Annotated in this window: 19 protein-coding genes; 8 read left to right on the top strand and 11 right to left on the bottom strand. The window is 67.0% G+C overall.

The features are described from left to right. Window positions 1-60: 60 nt before the first annotated feature. The gene (gene def, locus RAH32_RS09995; protein ID WP_306607621.1) at window positions 61-561 is read right to left on the bottom strand and encodes a peptide deformylase; all 501 of its coding nucleotides are present in this window, start codon (window positions 559-561) and stop codon (window positions 61-63) included. Beyond that, complete coding sequence (gene def / locus RAH32_RS10000) at window positions 558-1,082, bottom strand: peptide deformylase (RefSeq protein WP_306607623.1); 525 nt, start codon at window positions 1,080-1,082, stop codon at window positions 558-560. The genes def (RAH32_RS09995) and def (RAH32_RS10000) overlap by 4 nt, the downstream gene beginning before the upstream one ends. Window positions 1,083-1,158: 76 nt before the next feature. Between def (RAH32_RS10000) and RAH32_RS10005 the strand changes: the two genes are divergently transcribed. The 3 genes from RAH32_RS10005 (at window position 1,159) to RAH32_RS10015 (ending at window position 3,971) form a co-directional block, all read left to right on the top strand. Next, complete coding sequence (locus RAH32_RS10005) at window positions 1,159-2,340, top strand: MalY/PatB family protein (protein WP_306607624.1); 1,182 nt, start codon at window positions 1,159-1,161, stop codon at window positions 2,338-2,340. Beyond that, window positions 2,337-2,876: a L,D-transpeptidase family protein gene (locus RAH32_RS10010; protein ID WP_306607625.1), complete on the top strand. Its 540-nt coding sequence runs from the start codon at window positions 2,337-2,339 to the stop codon at window positions 2,874-2,876. The genes RAH32_RS10005 and RAH32_RS10010 overlap by 4 nt, the downstream gene beginning before the upstream one ends. A gap of 132 nt (window positions 2,877-3,008) precedes the next feature. Further along, entirely contained in the window at window positions 3,009-3,971 is a 963-nt protein-coding gene (locus RAH32_RS10015) for an acetyl-CoA carboxylase carboxyltransferase subunit alpha (protein ID WP_306607627.1), read from the top strand. An 18-nt stretch (window positions 3,972-3,989) separates the two neighbouring features. Here RAH32_RS10015 and RAH32_RS10020 read toward each other — a convergent pair whose 3' ends face one another. Beyond that, window positions 3,990-4,922 (bottom strand): hydrogen peroxide-inducible genes activator, encoded by a 933-nt coding sequence (locus tag RAH32_RS10020; RefSeq protein ID WP_306607628.1) that lies wholly within the window; start codon window positions 4,920-4,922, stop codon window positions 3,990-3,992. Window positions 4,923-4,984: 62 nt separating this feature from the next. Between RAH32_RS10020 and RAH32_RS10025 the strand changes: the two genes are divergently transcribed. Beyond that, a complete protein-coding gene (locus RAH32_RS10025) occupies window positions 4,985-5,344 on the top strand; it encodes a YdcH family protein (protein ID WP_306607629.1) in 360 nt (119 codons plus the stop codon). 10 nt (window positions 5,345-5,354) lie between these two features. Next, window positions 5,355-5,549 carry a hypothetical protein gene (locus tag RAH32_RS10030; RefSeq protein WP_306607630.1) on the top strand — a complete coding sequence of 65 codons (195 nt, stop codon included), beginning with the start codon at window positions 5,355-5,357 and terminating at the stop codon, window positions 5,547-5,549. 78 nt (window positions 5,550-5,627) lie between these two features. Here the strand turns inward: RAH32_RS10030 and RAH32_RS10035 are convergent, their stop codons facing one another. Genes RAH32_RS10035 through RAH32_RS10045 form a run of 3 tightly spaced genes read right to left on the bottom strand, consistent with a single transcriptional unit; the run spans window position 5,628 to window position 8,001 of the window. Further along, window positions 5,628-6,407 carry a lysophospholipid acyltransferase family protein gene (locus RAH32_RS10035; protein ID WP_306607632.1) on the bottom strand — a complete coding sequence of 260 codons (780 nt, stop codon included), beginning with the start codon at window positions 6,405-6,407 and terminating at the stop codon, window positions 5,628-5,630. Continuing rightward, window positions 6,404-7,330: a cell division protein FtsX gene (locus RAH32_RS10040; RefSeq protein ID WP_306607633.1), complete on the bottom strand. Its 927-nt coding sequence runs from the start codon at window positions 7,328-7,330 to the stop codon at window positions 6,404-6,406. The genes RAH32_RS10035 and RAH32_RS10040 overlap by 4 nt, the downstream gene beginning before the upstream one ends. Continuing rightward, window positions 7,327-8,001 (bottom strand): cell division ATP-binding protein FtsE, encoded by a 675-nt coding sequence (locus RAH32_RS10045; protein WP_306607635.1) that lies wholly within the window; start codon window positions 7,999-8,001, stop codon window positions 7,327-7,329. Before RAH32_RS10045 ends, RAH32_RS10040 begins: the two co-directional genes overlap by 4 nt. Window positions 8,002-8,084: 83 nt before the next feature. Here RAH32_RS10045 and RAH32_RS10050 point away from each other — a divergent pair, with 83 nt between their 5' ends. Further along, a complete protein-coding gene (locus RAH32_RS10050) occupies window positions 8,085-8,798 on the top strand; it encodes a zinc-ribbon domain-containing protein (protein ID WP_306607637.1) in 714 nt (237 codons plus the stop codon). Here the strand turns inward: RAH32_RS10050 and RAH32_RS10055 are convergent, their stop codons facing one another. The 4 genes from RAH32_RS10055 to argH form a co-directional block, all read right to left on the bottom strand. Next, window positions 8,799-11,261, bottom strand: coding sequence for a DUF4175 domain-containing protein (locus RAH32_RS10055; protein WP_306607639.1), 2,463 nt, complete (start codon window positions 11,259-11,261; stop codon window positions 8,799-8,801). Between the two features lie 71 nt (window positions 11,262-11,332). Then, the gene (gene lysA, locus RAH32_RS10060; RefSeq protein WP_306607640.1) at window positions 11,333-12,598 is read right to left on the bottom strand and encodes a diaminopimelate decarboxylase; all 1,266 of its coding nucleotides are present in this window, start codon (window positions 12,596-12,598) and stop codon (window positions 11,333-11,335) included. Next, window positions 12,599-12,748 carry a hypothetical protein gene (locus RAH32_RS10065; protein WP_306607641.1) on the bottom strand — a complete coding sequence of 50 codons (150 nt, stop codon included), beginning with the start codon at window positions 12,746-12,748 and terminating at the stop codon, window positions 12,599-12,601. After that, complete coding sequence (argH, locus tag RAH32_RS10070) at window positions 12,745-14,148, bottom strand: argininosuccinate lyase (protein WP_306607643.1); 1,404 nt, start codon at window positions 14,146-14,148, stop codon at window positions 12,745-12,747. Before argH ends, RAH32_RS10065 begins: the two co-directional genes overlap by 4 nt. A 22-nt stretch (window positions 14,149-14,170) precedes the next feature. Between argH and RAH32_RS10075 the strand changes: the two genes are divergently transcribed. Beyond that, a complete protein-coding gene (locus tag RAH32_RS10075) occupies window positions 14,171-14,719 on the top strand; it encodes a TlpA disulfide reductase family protein (RefSeq protein ID WP_306607645.1) in 549 nt (182 codons plus the stop codon). On the opposite strand, the gene RAH32_RS10080 is transcribed toward RAH32_RS10075, so the two are convergent. Next, window positions 14,694-15,272, bottom strand: coding sequence for a DNA-3-methyladenine glycosylase I (locus RAH32_RS10080; protein WP_306607647.1), 579 nt, complete (start codon window positions 15,270-15,272; stop codon window positions 14,694-14,696). The two genes, RAH32_RS10075 and RAH32_RS10080, sit on opposite strands and share 26 nt — an antisense overlap. A gap of 150 nt (window positions 15,273-15,422) precedes the next feature. Here RAH32_RS10080 and RAH32_RS10085 point away from each other — a divergent pair, with 150 nt between their 5' ends. Next, on the top strand, window positions 15,423-16,193 hold the full coding sequence (locus RAH32_RS10085) for an EAL domain-containing protein (protein ID WP_306607758.1): 771 nt from the start codon (window positions 15,423-15,425) through the stop codon (window positions 16,191-16,193). The last annotated feature ends 14 nt before the right edge of the window (window positions 16,194-16,207 follow it).

Genomic DNA, 16,207 nt, shown 5'->3' on the forward strand with positions numbered 1-16,207 from the left:
CTCATCTTCTGTGTTCAAGTATCCTCGGGGGGTCCGGGGGGCGAAGCGCCCCCGGCCTTCTTACCGCCGTGCCAGCTTGGCCGATTTCGCGACCAGCATCTTGCGCCGCAACGGCGACAGGTGATCGACATACATCCGCCCGTCCAGATGGTCGATCTGGTGCTGGACGCTGGTGGCCCAAAGCCCCACGAAATCGCGCTCCTCGACCTCTCCCGCCTCGTTCAGGAAGCGCACCGTCACCGCGCGCGGACGGCTCACCGGGGCAAAGACACCGGGAAGGTTGGGGCTGGCCTCGTCATGGCTGCGGAACTGGACGCTGGCGTGAAGCACCTCGGGATTGGCCATCCTGACCGCCTGCCCGCGCTTGTCGGACGCATCGACCACCGCCAGCCGCAGCATGATCCCGATCTGCGGCGCGGCCAAGCCTACGCCCGGCATCGCCTCCATCGTGTCGATCATGTCGTCCCAGATCATCCGCACGGTCTCGGTCACTGCCTCGACCGGCTCGGCCGGCATGTGCAGGCGGCGGTCGGAATAGGGCAGGAAAGGCCTGACGGTCACGCGCGGCCCTTTTCCCGCTTCAGCTTGACCATGCGGCGGGTGATCATCTGCCGCTTGATGGCCGACAAGTGGTCGATGAACAACACGCCATTCAGATGGTCCAGCTCGTGCTGCGCGCAAGTTGCCCACAGCCCGTCGAAATCTTCCTCATGCGTCTTGCCGTCCAGCCCCAGCCAGCGCAGCCGCACCTGTTTCGGCCGCGTCACGTCGGCATATTGCTCGGGGATGGACAGGCAGCCTTCCTCATAGGTGTTCAGCTCCTCCGACTCCCAAACCACCTCGGGGTTCACCAGTACCAGGGGGCGGCGCTCGGCCTCGGGGTCGCGGGTCGCGTCCATCACGAAGACGCGGGACAGCACACCCACCTGCGGCGCGGCCAGGCCCACGCCCGGCGCGTCATACATGGTCGCCAGCATGTCGGCGGCCAGCGTCTCGATCTCGGGCGTGATGCGGGCCACCGGCTCGCAGACCTTCTTCAGGCGCGGGTCGGGATGGATCAGGATGGGGCGCAGGCTGCTCATGCCCAGCGATTTAGGGCAAGGCTTCACCATAAGCAACAAGCCGCGTATGCAGGGGGAAACAAGGACAGGCCGCAGCATGACCCCAGACTTCGACGAGATCATCGACCGCGTGGGCACGCAATGCTCAAAGTGGGACGACATGGAGGCGGCCTATGGCGTGTCGCCGCACGAAGGGGGCCTGGCGATGTGGGTCGCGGACATGGACTTCCGCCCCCCGGCCGCTGTCCAGCGCGCGGTCGAAGCCGTGGCCGCGCATGGCATCTATGGCTATCCTGGCGCGAACCCCGGCTATCTCGAGGCGATTCGCTGGTGGATGGAAAAGCGCCACGGCTGGAGGATCGAAACCGGCTGGATCCTGACCTGCGCGGGCTTGGTCAATGGCGTGGCCATGGCGCTTGACGCTTATACACAGCCCGGCGACGGGGTGATCGTGATGTCGCCCGTTTATCATGCCTTTGCCCGCGTGATCCGCGCCTCGGGGCGCGAACTGGTGGAACTGCCGCTGGCGCAGGAAGACGGGTTCTACCACATGAACTGGGACGCCTGGGCGAACCACCTGACGGGACGCGAGCGTCTGCTGATCCTCTGCTCGCCCCACAACCCCGGCGGCCGCGTCTGGACGCCCGAGGAACTGCGCCAGGTCGCCGACTTCTGCACACGGCACGACCTGATCCTGGTCTCGGACGAAATCCATTGCGACCTGGTCATGCCCGGCCACAAGCACAGCGTCACCGCCTTGGCCTGCCCGGAAATCGCCGCCCGGCTGGTGACGCTGAACGCTGCTACCAAGACCTTCAACATCGCGGGCGCCCATATCGGCAACGCGATCATCGCGGACAAGGCGCTGCGCGACCGCTTCAGGGGGGCGCTGATGGCGCGCGGCATCTCGCCCGGCCTGTTCGGGATGGACATGGTCGCCGCCGCCTACTCGCCCCAAGGCGCGGCATGGGTCGATGCGCTTGTCGATTATCTCGACGGCAACCGGCGGATATTCGACGATGGAATCCACGCGATCCCGGGACTTCGGTCGATGCCGCTGCAAGCCACTTACCTGTCTTGGGTCGATTTCTCGGGCACCGGCATGGAGCCTGCCGAGTTCACCGCCCGCGTCGAAAAGGCCGCCCGCGTCGCCGCCAACCACGGCGCGACCTTCGGCACCGGGGGCGAGCAGTTCCTGCGCTTCAACCTCGCCACGCCCCGCGCGCGGGTGGTCGAGGCCGTGGAACGCCTGCAACAGGCCTTCGCCGACCTGCAATGAGGCTGCTCGCGCGCCTCTTTTCCACGCTCGCGGCGCTGTTCCTGCTGGCATCGGCGTGGGTCATGCTGGCGCCGCAGCGGCCTGTGCCGGTCCCGCCAGCCACGGTGCCGCTGACCGGCCCGGTCGATCACATCGAGATCCGCAAGGCCGACCGCCGCATGACCGCCTTCCGCAACGGCCGGGCACTCAAGACCTATCGCATCGCGCTTGGCTTCGCGCCGGATGGCGACAAACATCGGCAAGGCGACGGCAGGACGCCCGAGGGGCGCTTCACCATCGACCGCGTGAACCCGGAAAGCGCCTATCATCTGTCCCTCGGCCTCGATTATCCCCGCCCGCAGGACCGCGTCCGCGCGGCGGCCCTGGGCGTCGATCCCGGCGGCGACATCTTCATTCACGGCCAGCCGAACCAGCGGCCCGATGGCGAAACCCTGCCCGGCGACTGGACGGCAGGCTGCATCGCCCTGTCGGACAGCGAAATCCGCGAACTCTACGCCGCCGCCCGCATCGGCACGACGGTCGAAATCCTGCCCTGACGCGGCTCTTTCACTTTGGTTCAAATATCCCGCAGGGGGTCCGGGGGACGCGAAGTCCCCCGGCGTTGCAATCCCGCGCCCCTGCGATCATATAGGGGCGCAAACCCGAACCCACCCGAAGGCGCACCCCCCATGGTCTATCTGGATTTCGAAAAGCCGCTTGCCGATATCGAGGGCAAGGCCGAGGAGCTTCGCGCCCTGGCCCGCAAATCCGAAACCGCCGTGGACGTGGAAAAAGAGGCTGCGGCACTGGACAAGAAATCCGCCGACCTGCTGCGCGACCTCTACAAGTCGCTGGATCCCTGGCGCAAGACGCAGGTGGCGCGCCATCCCGACCGGCCGCATTGCCGCGATTATGTCGAGGCGCTGTTCACCGAATACACGCCCCTTGCAGGCGACCGCACCTTTGGCGACGACCATGCGGTGATGGGGGGCCTTGCCCGCTTCAACGACGCGCCCTGCGTGGTGATCGGCCACGAAAAGGGCAACGACACCAAGACCCGCATCCACCACAATTTCGGCATGGCGCGTCCTGAAGGATACCGCAAGGCGATCCGCCTGATGGATCTGGCGCATCGCTTCAAGCTGCCGGTCATCACCCTGGTCGATACCCCCGGCGCCTATCCCGGCAAGGGGGCCGAGGAACGCGGCCAGTCCGAGGCCATCGCCCGCTGCACCCAGAAATGCCTGGAAATCGGCGTGCCGCTGGTCAGCGTCATCATCGGCGAAGGCGGATCGGGCGGCGCGGTGGCCTTTGCCACGGCCAATCGCATCGCCATGCTGGAACATTCGATCTATTCGGTGATCTCGCCCGAAGGCTGCGCCTCGATCCTGTGGAAGGACGCCGAACGGATGCGCGAGGCGGCCGAGGCGCTGCGCCTGACCGCGCAGGATCTGAAGAAGCTGGGCGTCATCGACCGCATCATCCCGGAACCCGTGGGCGGCGCGCAGCGTGATCCCGCCGCCGCGATCACCGCCGTGGGCAAGGAAATCGCCGCGATGCTGGCGGACCTGAAGGGAAAGAAGCCCGCCGACCTGATCCGTGACCGGCGGCAGAAATTCCTGGACATGGGATCGAAAAGCCTGGTCGCCTGACGGGCGGCCATCGCCTTGCTATTCCACCTGCACCAGCCCGCTGAATCGGTCCTGCGCGACAGCGCGGATGATCCCTGCGATGCGTTCGATCATGGCCCGGTGGGGCGAACGCCGCCGCCAGACCAGCCCGATCGACCGCGTCACGCGGTTGCGGCGGAAGGGCAGCACCGCGACGTCTCCGGCCTCGGGCGCCACTTCGGAATTGATGTATAGCGCGGGCAGAAAGGTCAGCCCCATGTCCAGCGCCGTCATCTGCCGCAGCGCGTCCAGGCTCGTGCCCTCGTAATCCTGCCGGAGATGGGCGCCCAGTTCCTCGCACAGGGCGGCGATCTGGTTGTGAAGCAGATAGGCGCTCGACAGGGCCAGGATGTCCTGCCCGGCCAGATCGGCATCCACCACCTCGGGTTTTGCGGCAAGGGGATGGTCCTGCGCCACCGCCAGCTTCAGCGGCTCGCGGAAAAGCCGGCGCACCTCGACATCGGCGGAATTGACCGGCAATTGCGTGAGAAGCAGGTCGTGCTGCCCGGCCAGCAGCTCATCCTGCAAAACCATAGGCGGCGCATCCCGCACGATCACCTTCAGCGACGGATAGGATTGGTGAATCCGCCGCATGACATGGGGCATGATGTAAGGCCCGATCGTCGGGGTAGAGCCAAGCTTGATCGTGCCGCTGGTCCCGCCCTGTGCGTCGCGCGCCAGGCTGCGCAAGGCCTCCGCTTCCTCCAGGATCTTGCGCGCCTGTGCCAGCACGGCGCGCCCCTGCGGCGTCAGCACCGCGCCGCGCTGACCGCGTTCCACCAGTTCCAGCCCCAGCGCCGTTTCCAGCCCCAGGATCTGCTGGCTCAGCGAGGATTGGCTGATCCCCACCCGCTCGGCCGCCTTGCGATAGTGGCGCGCTTCGGCAAGCGCGACGAAATAGGTCAACTGCCTCAGGGTCAGGCTGCCGGTCATTCAGCCTCCAACGTTCCGCAAGCCTTGTCAGATTTCGCATCGCTGTGCGGCAGGGCAAGCCCTTGTCAGGAAAAACCGATCAAGTTTTGCGGGAATGGTCACTTTTCCCCTCATTTCCGGAAACCATATCCCCAGTATGGCGCCGACGTGGTGCCATCCTGCAAGCCATAATCAGGAGGAGCGAGATGAAGTCCCGTGTCAGAATCCAGACCTTCGCAATCGATGTCAGGCTGGTGGCCCTGCGCCGGCGTCATCAGGTGATCAAGGCCAAGATCGCAGAGGAACTGCGTCGGCCCATGCCTTGCAGCATGATGCTTCAGCGCCTCAAGCGGCAACGGCTTGCGGTCAAGGACCAGATCGCACGCTTCGATGCCCTCTTGCGCAGCATCGGCCGCCCGGACACGCAGCGCCAGTTGGCATGAGGGGAAAGCGATGCTTCTGCAGTACCTCTATGCCCAGACCGGCCTGAACCGCTTTCACAGCACCGATCTGGAGGATATGCGACGCGCGCTTCTGGACGAGGATCGGGACGAGCCTGACAACCGACGCGCCGATCTTTCGGCCAAGCAGGGGCCGCAACGCCCTCTGGCGCCCCGAAGGATCGCCCGGCGCCGGCCCAGATACTGACCAGCCAAGCGCCATAACGCCTGCGTGTGGCATTGCCGTCCACTTCAGTGCTTCGGATCGGCCAGGCACGCCAGATCCTCAGATGGCCGGGGCGCGAAACCCCGCCTCGGCCATCAGCCGGTCTGAATGGGTCTCGACCTCGGCTTCGAGGCGGGGGACGAAGCCCTCGGCCGGGACTTCGGGGGGGACGACCGGAAGAAACTCGACCACGGCGCGGCCGGGACGGATGCCCCATCCCTTGCGCGGCCAGAACAGCCCCGTGTTGACCGCCACGGGAACCACCGGCAGCCCGGTCGCCCCGCGGATCGTGCTGACCCCGTGCTTGTAGGGGCGGCGTTCGCCGGGCCTGGTGCGCGTGCCTTCGGGATAGATGATCAACTGGCCCAGCCCGTCGCCTGCGATCCTTTGGTTGATCTCGCTGGATATGGCGCGCATGGCGTCCCGGCCCTTGGACCGGTCGATGGGGATGCAGCCGACCTTCCAGGCATACCAGCCCATGATCGGCACATGCATCACCTCGCGCTTCATGATGAAGGCGCGGCGGGGGACCGCATGGGCGATGACCAGGATATCCAGGAAGCACTGGTGCTTGGCGGCGATGATGCAGTCTTCCGTGGGCGGCGTGCCGCGCACCTCGCAGCTGACGCCCATGTGCAGCCGCGCGGCCCAGAGCATGTATCCGATCCAGCGGGTCGCCACCCGGTTGGCGCCCACGCGGCCATGGCGCAGCAACAGGGGCAGGCCCAACAGCCCGATCACAAGGGTCGCCAGGGCGACATGCAGGTAATAAAGCGCGTTCTGTACATATTGCCAGGCCGACAGCGGGCCGGGCACCGGCGACGCCGCCCGGCTGTTCATCGAACCGCCCCCAGCATCTTCAGCGCCGCCCAGCGGGTCGCAAAGAAGCCGACGGCGGCAGCCACGACCGGTATCAACAGCGGCAGCAACCATCCCCAGCCCTGAAAGCCGAGGCCCGTCAGGAACCCGCCCGCGGCATCCATGCCCGGCAGCATGGCGATCCCCGCCATGCCGCACAGCGTGCCGACCGTCGCGCCCACGGCGGCGCGCTTGGTGAAGCGGCGGACAAAAGCTGTGGCGATGGTGATGTCGCGTGCCCCGATCAGGCGCAGCACGCGGATCACCTGCCCGTTGGCCGCAAGGGCAGCCTTGGCCGCCAGCGTGATCATGGATGCAGACGCCGCCGCGATCAGCAACAGCGACACGATCCCCAGCATCCGCAGACGGTTCGCGGCAGTCACCAGCGGGCGGCGCCATTCGGTATGGTCGTCCAGCGTCGCGGCCGGTGCCTCGGCCTGAAGCCGCAGGCGCAACCCTTCGGCGTCGAAATCCTCGCTTGCGATGGGCAGGTCGATCAGGGACGGAACCGGCAGCGCATCGACAGGCATGTCCGGGCCGAACCAGGGGGCAAGCAGGCCGGCAACTTCGTCCGGGGGCAGCAGGCGGGGCTGGCCCGCCCCCGGCGTGGTGGACAGCACCTGCATGGCAGCCCGTGTCGCCGCATCCTGTTCGCCGGATGGCGCGCTGACCCGCACCGTCACCGATCCCGCCAGCTCGCTGGCCCAGCGATCCGCCAGCCGCCCCGTCGCAAGCGCCAGGGCCAGGGCAAAGACCGCCAGAAAGGCCATGGCGCCCGCCGAAAACAACGTCAGATGCGCGGTAAATCCCGTGGGCGGCACGATCCGGTCGCCCGATCCGCCATCGCGCATCAGGCCCTGCCACAGCGCCTTCAGGTTCAAGCCCCGGAAATCAGCCCGCATCACAGATCAGCCCCCGCAAGATTCAATGTCCCGTTCCCGATCCGCAGCACGCGCGCGGCGACCTGCGCCTTGGTCGCGCGGATCAGGTTCAGGTCGTGGGTCGCGACCAGCACCGTCTTGCCCGACTTGTTCAGCTCGATCAGCAGCTGCATCAGGCGGACTGACATGTCCCAGTCCAGGTTGCCCGTGGGTTCGTCCGCCAGCATCAGGTCGGGCGACAGGATCACCGCGCGGGCCAGCGCCGCGCGCTGCCTTTCACCCCCCGACAGGGACGGCGGCATGGCGCGGGCGTGATGGGTCAGGCCCACCCAGCCCAGCAGGTCGCGCAGCGCCTCCATATCGACGGGCTGTCCCGACACGGACAGCGGCAGCGCGACGTTTTCGGCCACCGGCAGGTGATCCAGGAACTGCGTGTCCTGATGGACCACGCCCACCCGGCGGCGCAGATCGGCGATGCCGTCGCGCGACAGTTCCCGCAGATCGTCGCCGAATGCCACCATCTGCCCCGACGTGGGCAGCAGGTCGGCATAGCACAGCCGCAGAAGCGTCGTCTTGCCCGACCCCGACGGGCCGGTCAGGAAATGGAACATGCCCGGCTGCAAGGTCAGCGTCATGTTCGACAGCAGCTCGGCCCCCCCGTGATAGCCGAAGCCGACATCCCGCATCTCGATCACGCGCACCCCCGTTCGTTCCAGTCCGGCTTGGAAGCCGGCCCCGCGCTTGATAGAACAGCCAAAAGGCGAATGCGAGGGCCGGCATGGCGGAAATACGGTTGATCTGTCCCGGTTGCGCTGCGGAATATCGCGTCCCCGACAGTGCCATCCCCCCCGAGGGGCGAGAGGTCGAGTGCGGCGGCTGCGGCAAGGTCTGGCACGCCACGGCGCGGCTGGCCCTGGCCGATTTCCAGGCCCGTGCAGCCACCGAGCCATCCAGCGACCTTCCCCGCCTGAACCGCCCCCTGCCCGACAGCGTGCTGGACATCCTGCGCGACGAGGTCGAACACGAACGCCGCGCCCGCGCGGCGGAAGATGTCGGGACTGCCCCCCAGGATCCCAAAGCCGCGCCTCCTCCGGCCCCTGACCCCGAATGGCCCGCCACGACCATCACCAGGCACTTCGATCCAAAACCCCCTGAGACCCCACAGCCCGCACGGCGCGAACCGGAACCCGCACGCCCGGCGCCTGTCCAGTCAGCCAAACTCCGGCCGGCCGTGGTGGTGGCCGAAAGGCCGTCCCCGGACACGGCCCGTCAGGCAGCCGTGCCGCAGCCTCGGCAGACCCGAAGACCGAGTGGTTACGGCGCCGGATTCGGACTTGCCCTGGTGCTGGCCGGCGGGGTGGCGGTGCTGTATCTGCTGGTGCCGACCCTGGCAGGCCAGGGGGACTTCGGCGAAGGGCTGATGGATCTGCGCGCCGCTCTGGACCAGGCGCGCCTGTGGTTGCAGGACCGCGCGGCGGCCCTGATCCGCTGATCAGAACCGGTCCAGCAAGCGGCCCAGGTAATCGCGTTCGTCCTGGGGACGTTCGGTCTGGCCGCTGCGGCGGCGGATTTCATCCAGCAGATCGCGCGCACGCTGCGCCGGATCGACGCCTTCGGCCAAGGGATCGCCCCCGGCGATGACATGGCCGTTTCCGTCGCGCTGGCGGCCCAGGGGGTCCAGGGCAGGACGCTGGCCAAAGGACTGTCCTTCCCCGGCCCGATCACCCGCGCCGGGCTGCTGGCCTTCCTGTCCCTGCTGCTGGCCCTGCTGCCCTTGCTGACCCTGCTGGCCTTGCTGCTGGGCCAGCATGTCGCCAAGCGCGCGCATCCCTTCCCGCATCGACTGGATGGCGTCGGCCTGGCGTTGAAGCGCGCCGCCGGTGTCCCCCTCGCGCAGGGCCTGTTCGGCATCCTCCATCGCGCGGCCGGCCTCGTCCAACTGGCGCCGCGCCTGATCGCCGCCGGGCGATCCCTGGCCCGGCAGCAGCCCCTGCTGCTGGCCCAACTGCTCGCGCAACTGCTGCTGGCGGTCGGCCAGGCCTTGGGCATTGGGCGAGGGCTGGCCCATCTGTCCCTGCCCGAATTGTTCCTGCATGTCGCGGAAGGCTTCGTCCGACAGTTGCTGCTGCTCGCGCAGCGTATCGGCCAACCGGTTCATCGACTGGTTGCCGCTGCTGCCTTCCTGGCCCTGTCCCTGGCCCTGGCGGACCTGCAGGTTCTCCATCATGCGGTTGAACTGTTCCAGCAGTTCCTGGGCCTCGGCCATGCGGCCTTCGTTCATCAGCCGCTGGATCTCGTCCATCATCTGCTGGATCTGGTCGCCGGTGATCTGCTGGCCCTGCTGGTTCTGGGTGAACCGTTCGGACGGATCCTGCTGCTGCCCTTGCTGGGCCAGCATCTCGGTATAGGCGTCCGTCGCGGCCTTCAATTCATCCATCAACCGTTGGATTTCGTCGGGGCTTGCGCCGTTGCGGATCGCCTCTGACAGCTTTTCCTGCGCCTGACGCATCCGCTCCAGGGCGTCGGACAGCCCTCCATCCTCAAGCTGGACCGCTGCCTGCCACAGCGCCTCGGCCAAATCGTCGCGCGCCTTGTCGGTCAGGCGATCGCCTTCCAGAATGGTCACGGCGCCGCGCAGTTCAAGATACAGGGGCTGTTCGACAAAGCCCTGCGGCTGCCATGTCACCGCGCGCAGGATCTCGGCGCTGCGCCCGGCATTGTCGCGCGACCACAGCAGATCGCGCCGCATCTCGATCAGGGCGGCGGCCAGCGGGTTGAAGAAACGCCGTCCCGGCAGGACGGTCCGCATCGGCTGCGCCTCGCCCACCTGTTCGATCCCGTCCATTGCCCGAAGGCTGACGCTGACCGGCAGGTTGGCCCAGGGGTGACGCGACAGATCTTCGGTCAACTGGCCCTGCACCTCGCGCCGGTCGCCGCGCGGCAGGGGCAGCGCCAGTTCCACGGCCGGACGCGGCTCGGGGTCGATGGCAAGGCCGAAGCGGCGATCGACCGAGGCCAGGTCAAGCGCGATCACCGCCTGCCCCGTGACCACGCCATGATCGTCCTGCGCGCTGAAATCCTGCACCATGCGGCCGTCGGCCCGGCGCACCGGCGCAGCGCCCGCCTGGATCACAGGGGCGTTGTCTGCCAGCACCGTCACGTCGAAGCGCCGCCCGGCGACCTCGATCGCGCCCGACTGTTCGGCACGAAACCCCGGCGCTTGCGGATCCTCGCCCGTGGCGGGACCGATGTCCTGCGTGACCGCCGTTCCCTCGCCATACAGGCGGAACGTCACCTCGCTGCCCTTGGGTAGTTCCAGCGCCTGACCTTCGGCCAGGGCGTTCAGATAGATCGTCGGACGCCGAGTATAGGCCGGCGGTTCGGCCCATCCTTCCCAGCTTGGCCCGGACGGCACCGCATCGGTCGCCATCGGGCGGGATACGGTCGCCGCCAGCGCCTCGATCCCCTGCCCCATCTGCGCCGCACCGCCGAAGATCAGCGCCATGGCCAGGCCCACCAGCCCCGCCAGCCGCAGCGCAAAGGGATCGCGGCGCGCCAGTCCGGCATCGGGACGCACCGCCCGCGCCAGTGCCGCGCGGGCTTGCATCTGCGCCAGATGCGCCTGCCACAGCGCGCCTTCGCCGCCGATCGCCGCCCGGTCCGACAAGGCGGCAAGCGGACGCCCTGGCAGGGTGCGGTCCAGCCGATCCACCGCATCCGCCATGCGCACCCGGCGAAAACGCATCCCGCCCCGGATCGCAGTCCAGATCAGGCCCAACAGCACAGCTCCGGCCAGCCAGGGCAGTACCGGCCCCGGCACCTGGGCCACCACGCCCAGGGAAAGGGCGGCGAAGACAAGCGCCAGCACCGTCGCCAGCGGCCAGAAAGCGCGCGCCGCCTGCTCCCACACCATTCCCCAGCGGGTCAGGCGCAGGGCGCGGGCAACATGCCCCATCTTCTGTGCCGAAATATCCCGGGGGTCCGGGGGCAGCGCCCCCGGCTGCGACGTCACAGGGGGGTGCCGCGTCAAAGCCATTCCGGGATGCTATCCCGGGCCAGCATTTCCTCAAACGTCGGCCTTGCCCTGATGACGGCGAAGTGATCGCCGCTGACCAGAACCTCGGGCACAAGGGGCCGGGAGTTGTATTCCGAGGCCATCACAGCGCCGTAAGCCCCCGCCGACCGAAAGGCGATCAGGTCGCCTGGCCCCATGTCGGGCAGTTCCGCGCCCTTCTGGAAGGTGTCGCCCGATTCGCAGACCGGTCCCACCACGTCGAAGGGCCGCACCGCTGCGCCGACCGCAGGTTCGCGTACAGAAACGATGTCGTGATGCGCGCCATACATCGCCGGGCGCAACAGATCGTTCATCGCCGCGTCCACGATCAGGAAGTCGCGCCCCTCGCCCTCTTTCACATAGATCACTTGGCTCAGCAGCACTCCGGCATTGCCGACGATGTTGCGGCCCGGCTCGATCTCGATCTCGCAGCCCAGGTCGCCCACCGTCTCGCGGATAACCTGCCCGTATTCGATGGGCAGGGGCGGCGCGTTGTTGTCGCGGCGATAGGGGATCCCCAGCCCGCCGCCCAGATCCAGCCGGGTGATCGCGTGCCCGTCGGCGCGCAACGCGCGGGTCAGGTCCGCGACCTTGGCATAGGCCGCGCGGTAAGGGTCCAGATCGGTCAACTGGCTGCCGATATGCACATCGACGCCCACGACCTGCAAGCCCGGCAGCGACGCCGCCTCGGCATAGACCTCTCGCGCGCGGGCGATGGGGATGCCGAACTTGTTCTCGGACTTGCCGGTCGCGATCTTCTCGTGCGTCTTGGCGTCCACGTCGGGATTCACCCGCACCGCCACCGGAACCGTCGCGCCCATGCTGGCGGCAAGGGCCGACAACGCCCGCATCTCGGGCTCGGATTCCAGGTTGAACTGGCGGATGCCGCCTTCGATGGCCATGCGCATCTCGGCCAGGGTCTTGCCCACGCCGGAAAAGACGATGCGGTCGCCAGGCACCCCCGCCGCCCTGGCGCGCGCGTATTCCCCGCCCGACACCACGTCCATCCCCGCGCCCAGGTCTCCCATCAGCTTCAGCACGGCCAGGTTGCTGTTCGACTTGACCGCAAAGCAGACAAGGTGGTCGGTCCAGTCAAGCGCCTGGCGGAACAGCCCGAAATGCCGCGTCAGGGTCGCAGCCGAATACACATAGACGGGCGTCCCCACCTCGGCCGCAATGCGCGACAGGGGAACGTCCTCGGCGCAAAGCTGGCCGCCGTGGTAGTTGAAGTGGTCCACCTACAGCTCCGTGATCACGCCCATGGTGGCATGGCCGGAAATCGAGACGTTGGACTTCGGCGCGGTCTTGGGCGCCGCCGGACGCTCGGGCGGGCCATCGACGCCACAGGCCGCCACAGCCGCCACCGCCAGAATTGCGATCCATTTCATGCCAGCTTCTCCTTCCAGCGGGTGATCTGCGCGCGCACCTGATCGGGCGCCGTGCCGCCATAGCTTTGCCGCGAGGCGACGGAATTGTGAACGCCCAACACGCCGAAGACTTTATCGGTGATCCCCGCATGGACCCCCTGCATGTCGGAAAGCGTCAGGTCGGGCAGGTCGCAGCCCTTGCGTTCCGCCAAGGCCACCAGCGACCCGGTGACGTGATGCGCGTCGCGGAAGGGCAGACCCAGTTCGCGCACCAGCCAATCGGCCAGATCCGTCGCGGTCGAAAAGCCTGCCGCGGCCGCAGCCTCCATCCTGTCTCGGTTGGCGGTCAGGTCGGACAGCATCCCGGTCATCGCGGCCAAGGCCAGCATCAGGCTGTCCGCGGCATCGAAGACCTGTTCCTTGTCCTCCTGCATGTCCTTGGAATAAGCCAGCGGCAGGCCCTTCATCACCGTGAACAATGCGACCGTCGCGCCCAGGATGCGGCCGATCTTGGCGCGGATCAGTTCGGCGGCATCGGGGTTGCGCTTCTGCGGCATGATCGACGATCCGGTGGACCACTTGTCCGACATGGACACGAAGCGGAACTGGGCCGAGGACCAGATCACCATTTCTTCCGCCAGCCGCGACAGGTGGACGGCGCAGATCGAAGACGCGGACAGGAATTCCAGCGCGAAGTCTCGGTCGCTGACGGCATCCAGGCTGTTGGCCATCGGTGCATCAAACCCAAGCGCCTGCGCGGTCGCATGGCGGTCGATGGGATAGCCCGTTCCCGCCAGCGCCGCCGCCCCCAACGGCGATTCGTTCATCCGGCGCCTGGCGTCCTGGAACCGCGACAGGTCGCGGCCGAACATTTCCACATAGGCCATCATGTGATGGCCCCAGGTCACCGGCTGGGCGGTCTGCAGATGGGTGAAGCCCGGCATCACCCAATCCGCCCCCGCCTCGGCCTGCGACAAAGCGGCGCGGATCAGCGCCTGCAAGGCCTCGATGGCCGCGTCGCACTGGTCGCGAACCCACAGCCGGAAATCCGTCGCCACCTGGTCGTTGCGCGACCGGCCCGTGTGCAAACGGCCCGCTGGCTCTCCGATGATCTCCTTCAGCCGCGCCTCCACATTCATGTGGATGTCCTCCAGCTCGGTGCGGAACGGGAAGTCCCCCGCCTCGATCTCTGACAAGACGGTGAGCAGGCCTTCCCTGATCGCCTCCGCATCGGTATCGCTGATGATGCCTTGTGCAGCCAGCATGGCGGCATGGGCACGGCTGCCCCGGATATCCTGGGCGTAGAGCCGCCGGTCGAACCCGATCGAGGCGTTGATGGCCTCCATGATGGCATCCGGCCCGGCAGCGAAGCGTCCGCCCCACATGCTGTTGGCGGAATCCTGGTGCGGCCGGTCGGTCATAGCGCGTCCTTCGGAGGTCTTCATGCTGCGTTCCGCCCTGCTTTATACGGCACTGCTTTTCGGTGCAAACGCCGCCTTCGCGGGCGCGGTGGACTGGCAGGCTGCCAAGGACGCGGGCCTTGTGAAACTGGTCCCGGCCGAGGAACCGGCACCGGTGTCCGATGTCGAATTCACCGATCCCGATGGGGGCACGCACAACCTTGCGGATTACCAGGGCAAGGTCGTGCTGCTGAACTTCTGGGCCACCTGGTGCGCCCCCTGCCGAGAGGAGATGCCCTCTCTCGACGCCCTGCAGGCCGAGATGGGCGGCGAGGATTTCGAGGTCGTGGCGGTGGCCACCGGCCGCAACGCCCCCGACCGCATCGACAAGTTCTATGAGGAAACCGGGCTTCAGAACCTGCCCGTGCTGCTGGATCCGCGCCAGCAGCTTGCCCGCGCCATGGGCGTGGTGGGCCTGCCCGTCACGGTGCTGATCGACCGCGAGGGCCGCGAGGTCGCCCGCCTGCTGGGCGAGGCCGACTGGAGCAGCGAACCCGCCAAGGACGTCATCCGGCAGCTTGTAGCTGACTAAGCGGCCTGTGACGGTGGCAGGTGGTGAGATGGTCGTTCACCATGCCCGTCGCCTGCATGAAGGCATAGGTGATCACCGGCCCGCAAAAGGTGAAGCCGCGCTTCCTGAGAGCCTTCGACATGGCCGTCGATTCGGCTGTCGCGGTCGGCACCTCGGCCATGCTGGCAAAGCGGTTCTGGACAGGCTGGCCACCGACAAAGCCCCACAGGAAGGGTGAAAAGCCCTGCTGCGATTCGATGTCCAGAAACAGCCGCGCGCCCTTCACCGCTGATTCGATCTTGCCACGATGGCGGATGATGCCGGGATTTTTCAGGGCGCGATCAATGCGCGCCGCGTCCCAGCGGGCGACGCGTTCAGGGTCGAAGCCATCGAATTCCTCGCGGAAGGCGTCGCGCTTGCGCAGGATGGTGATCCAGGACAGGCCCGCCTGGAAGCCGTCCAGCACCAGCTTTTCCCAAAGTGCGCGCCCATTCCGTTCCGGCACGCCCCAATCAGTGTCGTGATAGACGACATACAGCGGGTCAGACCCGCACCAGGGGCAACGGTCAGTCATGAAGCATTAACCCTTAATCCAGAAATCCCTGCGCGTTTACCGCAAATTAGGCGATTATTGCCACAACGGAACACGGAATGATTGCGGCACAAGGGGCCAGATGTGACCGACGCAAAGCTGACTGAAAAAGGCTCTCCGCTGGACTATGCGATGGACCAGCAAAGCAGGCTCACACTGCCCTCGGTCAGGCTCGCCGTCGAACGGGGAAACGGCGTCCTGGCCTTTCAACCGGTCGTGCAGGCCCAGCGGACCAATCGCCCCGCCTTCTATGAAGGCCTGATTCGCATCATCGACGATTCAGGACGGATGGTTCCGCTGCGCGACTTCATGCCCGTGGCCGAAACCACCGAACTGGGCCGGCAGATCGACTGCCTGTCGCTGTCGCTGGGACTGAAGGCGCTGTCAGAGGAGCCGGCCCTTCGGCTGTCCATCAACATGTCGGCGCGGTCCATCGGCTATCCCGCCTGGATGCACATCCTGCGCCAAGGCGTCGCGGCTGACCCCCAGGCTGCCGAGCGGCTGATCCTGGAAATCACCGAAAGCTCGGCCATGGGCCTGCCGGATGAGGTGAAATCCTTCATGCGCGAGGTGCAGCGATACGGGATCAGCCTGGCGCTTGACGACTTCGGGGCCGGTTACACTTCGTTCCGTTATCTGCGCGACTTCTGTTTCGACATGATCAAGATCGACGGTCAGTTCATCCGGGAAATTTCCAGTCATCCCGACAACCAGGTGCTGACACGGGCGCTGATGTCGATTGCGCAGCATTTCGACATGTTCACCGTGGCCGAGATGGTCGAAACGGCGGACGATGCCAGCTTCCTGATCGACAACGGCATCGACTGCCTGCAAGGCTATTATTTCGGGGCGCCAACCATCGCGCCCCCTTGGAAATCCCCGCCTTCGGTCGTGCTGCGCTAGGGCTTGCCTACGAC

Source organism: Paracoccus yibinensis (assembly GCF_030846195.1).
GTDB classification, from domain to species: domain Bacteria; phylum Pseudomonadota; class Alphaproteobacteria; order Rhodobacterales; family Rhodobacteraceae; genus Paracoccus; species Paracoccus yibinensis.

Coding starts and splice junctions, on each gene's coding strand:
- RAH32_RS10005 (WP_306607624.1), top strand. CDS start 1,159: ATGACCCCAGACTTCGACGAGATCATCGACCGCGTGGGCACGCAATGC.
- RAH32_RS10010 (WP_306607625.1), top strand. CDS start 2,337: ATGAGGCTGCTCGCGCGCCTCTTTTCCACGCTCGCGGCGCTGTTCCTG.
- RAH32_RS10050 (WP_306607637.1), top strand. CDS start 8,085: ATGGCGGAAATACGGTTGATCTGTCCCGGTTGCGCTGCGGAATATCGC.
- argH (WP_306607643.1), bottom strand. CDS start 14,148: ATGACCGACCGGCCGCACCAGGATTCCGCCAACAGCATGTGGGGCGGA.
- RAH32_RS10080 (WP_306607647.1), bottom strand. CDS start 15,272: ATGACTGACCGTTGCCCCTGGTGCGGGTCTGACCCGCTGTATGTCGTC.
- def (WP_306607623.1), bottom strand. CDS start 1,082: ATGAGCAGCCTGCGCCCCATCCTGATCCATCCCGACCCGCGCCTGAAG.
- RAH32_RS10075 (WP_306607645.1), top strand. CDS start 14,171: ATGCTGCGTTCCGCCCTGCTTTATACGGCACTGCTTTTCGGTGCAAAC.
- RAH32_RS10020 (WP_306607628.1), bottom strand. CDS start 4,922: ATGACCGGCAGCCTGACCCTGAGGCAGTTGACCTATTTCGTCGCGCTT.
- RAH32_RS10065 (WP_306607641.1), bottom strand. CDS start 12,748: ATGAAATGGATCGCAATTCTGGCGGTGGCGGCTGTGGCGGCCTGTGGC.
- RAH32_RS10085 (WP_306607758.1), top strand. CDS start 15,423: ATGGACCAGCAAAGCAGGCTCACACTGCCCTCGGTCAGGCTCGCCGTC.
- RAH32_RS10030 (WP_306607630.1), top strand. CDS start 5,355: ATGCTTCTGCAGTACCTCTATGCCCAGACCGGCCTGAACCGCTTTCAC.
- RAH32_RS10035 (WP_306607632.1), bottom strand. CDS start 6,407: ATGAACAGCCGGGCGGCGTCGCCGGTGCCCGGCCCGCTGTCGGCCTGG.
- RAH32_RS10015 (WP_306607627.1), top strand. CDS start 3,009: ATGGTCTATCTGGATTTCGAAAAGCCGCTTGCCGATATCGAGGGCAAG.
- RAH32_RS10055 (WP_306607639.1), bottom strand. CDS start 11,261: ATGGGGCATGTTGCCCGCGCCCTGCGCCTGACCCGCTGGGGAATGGTG.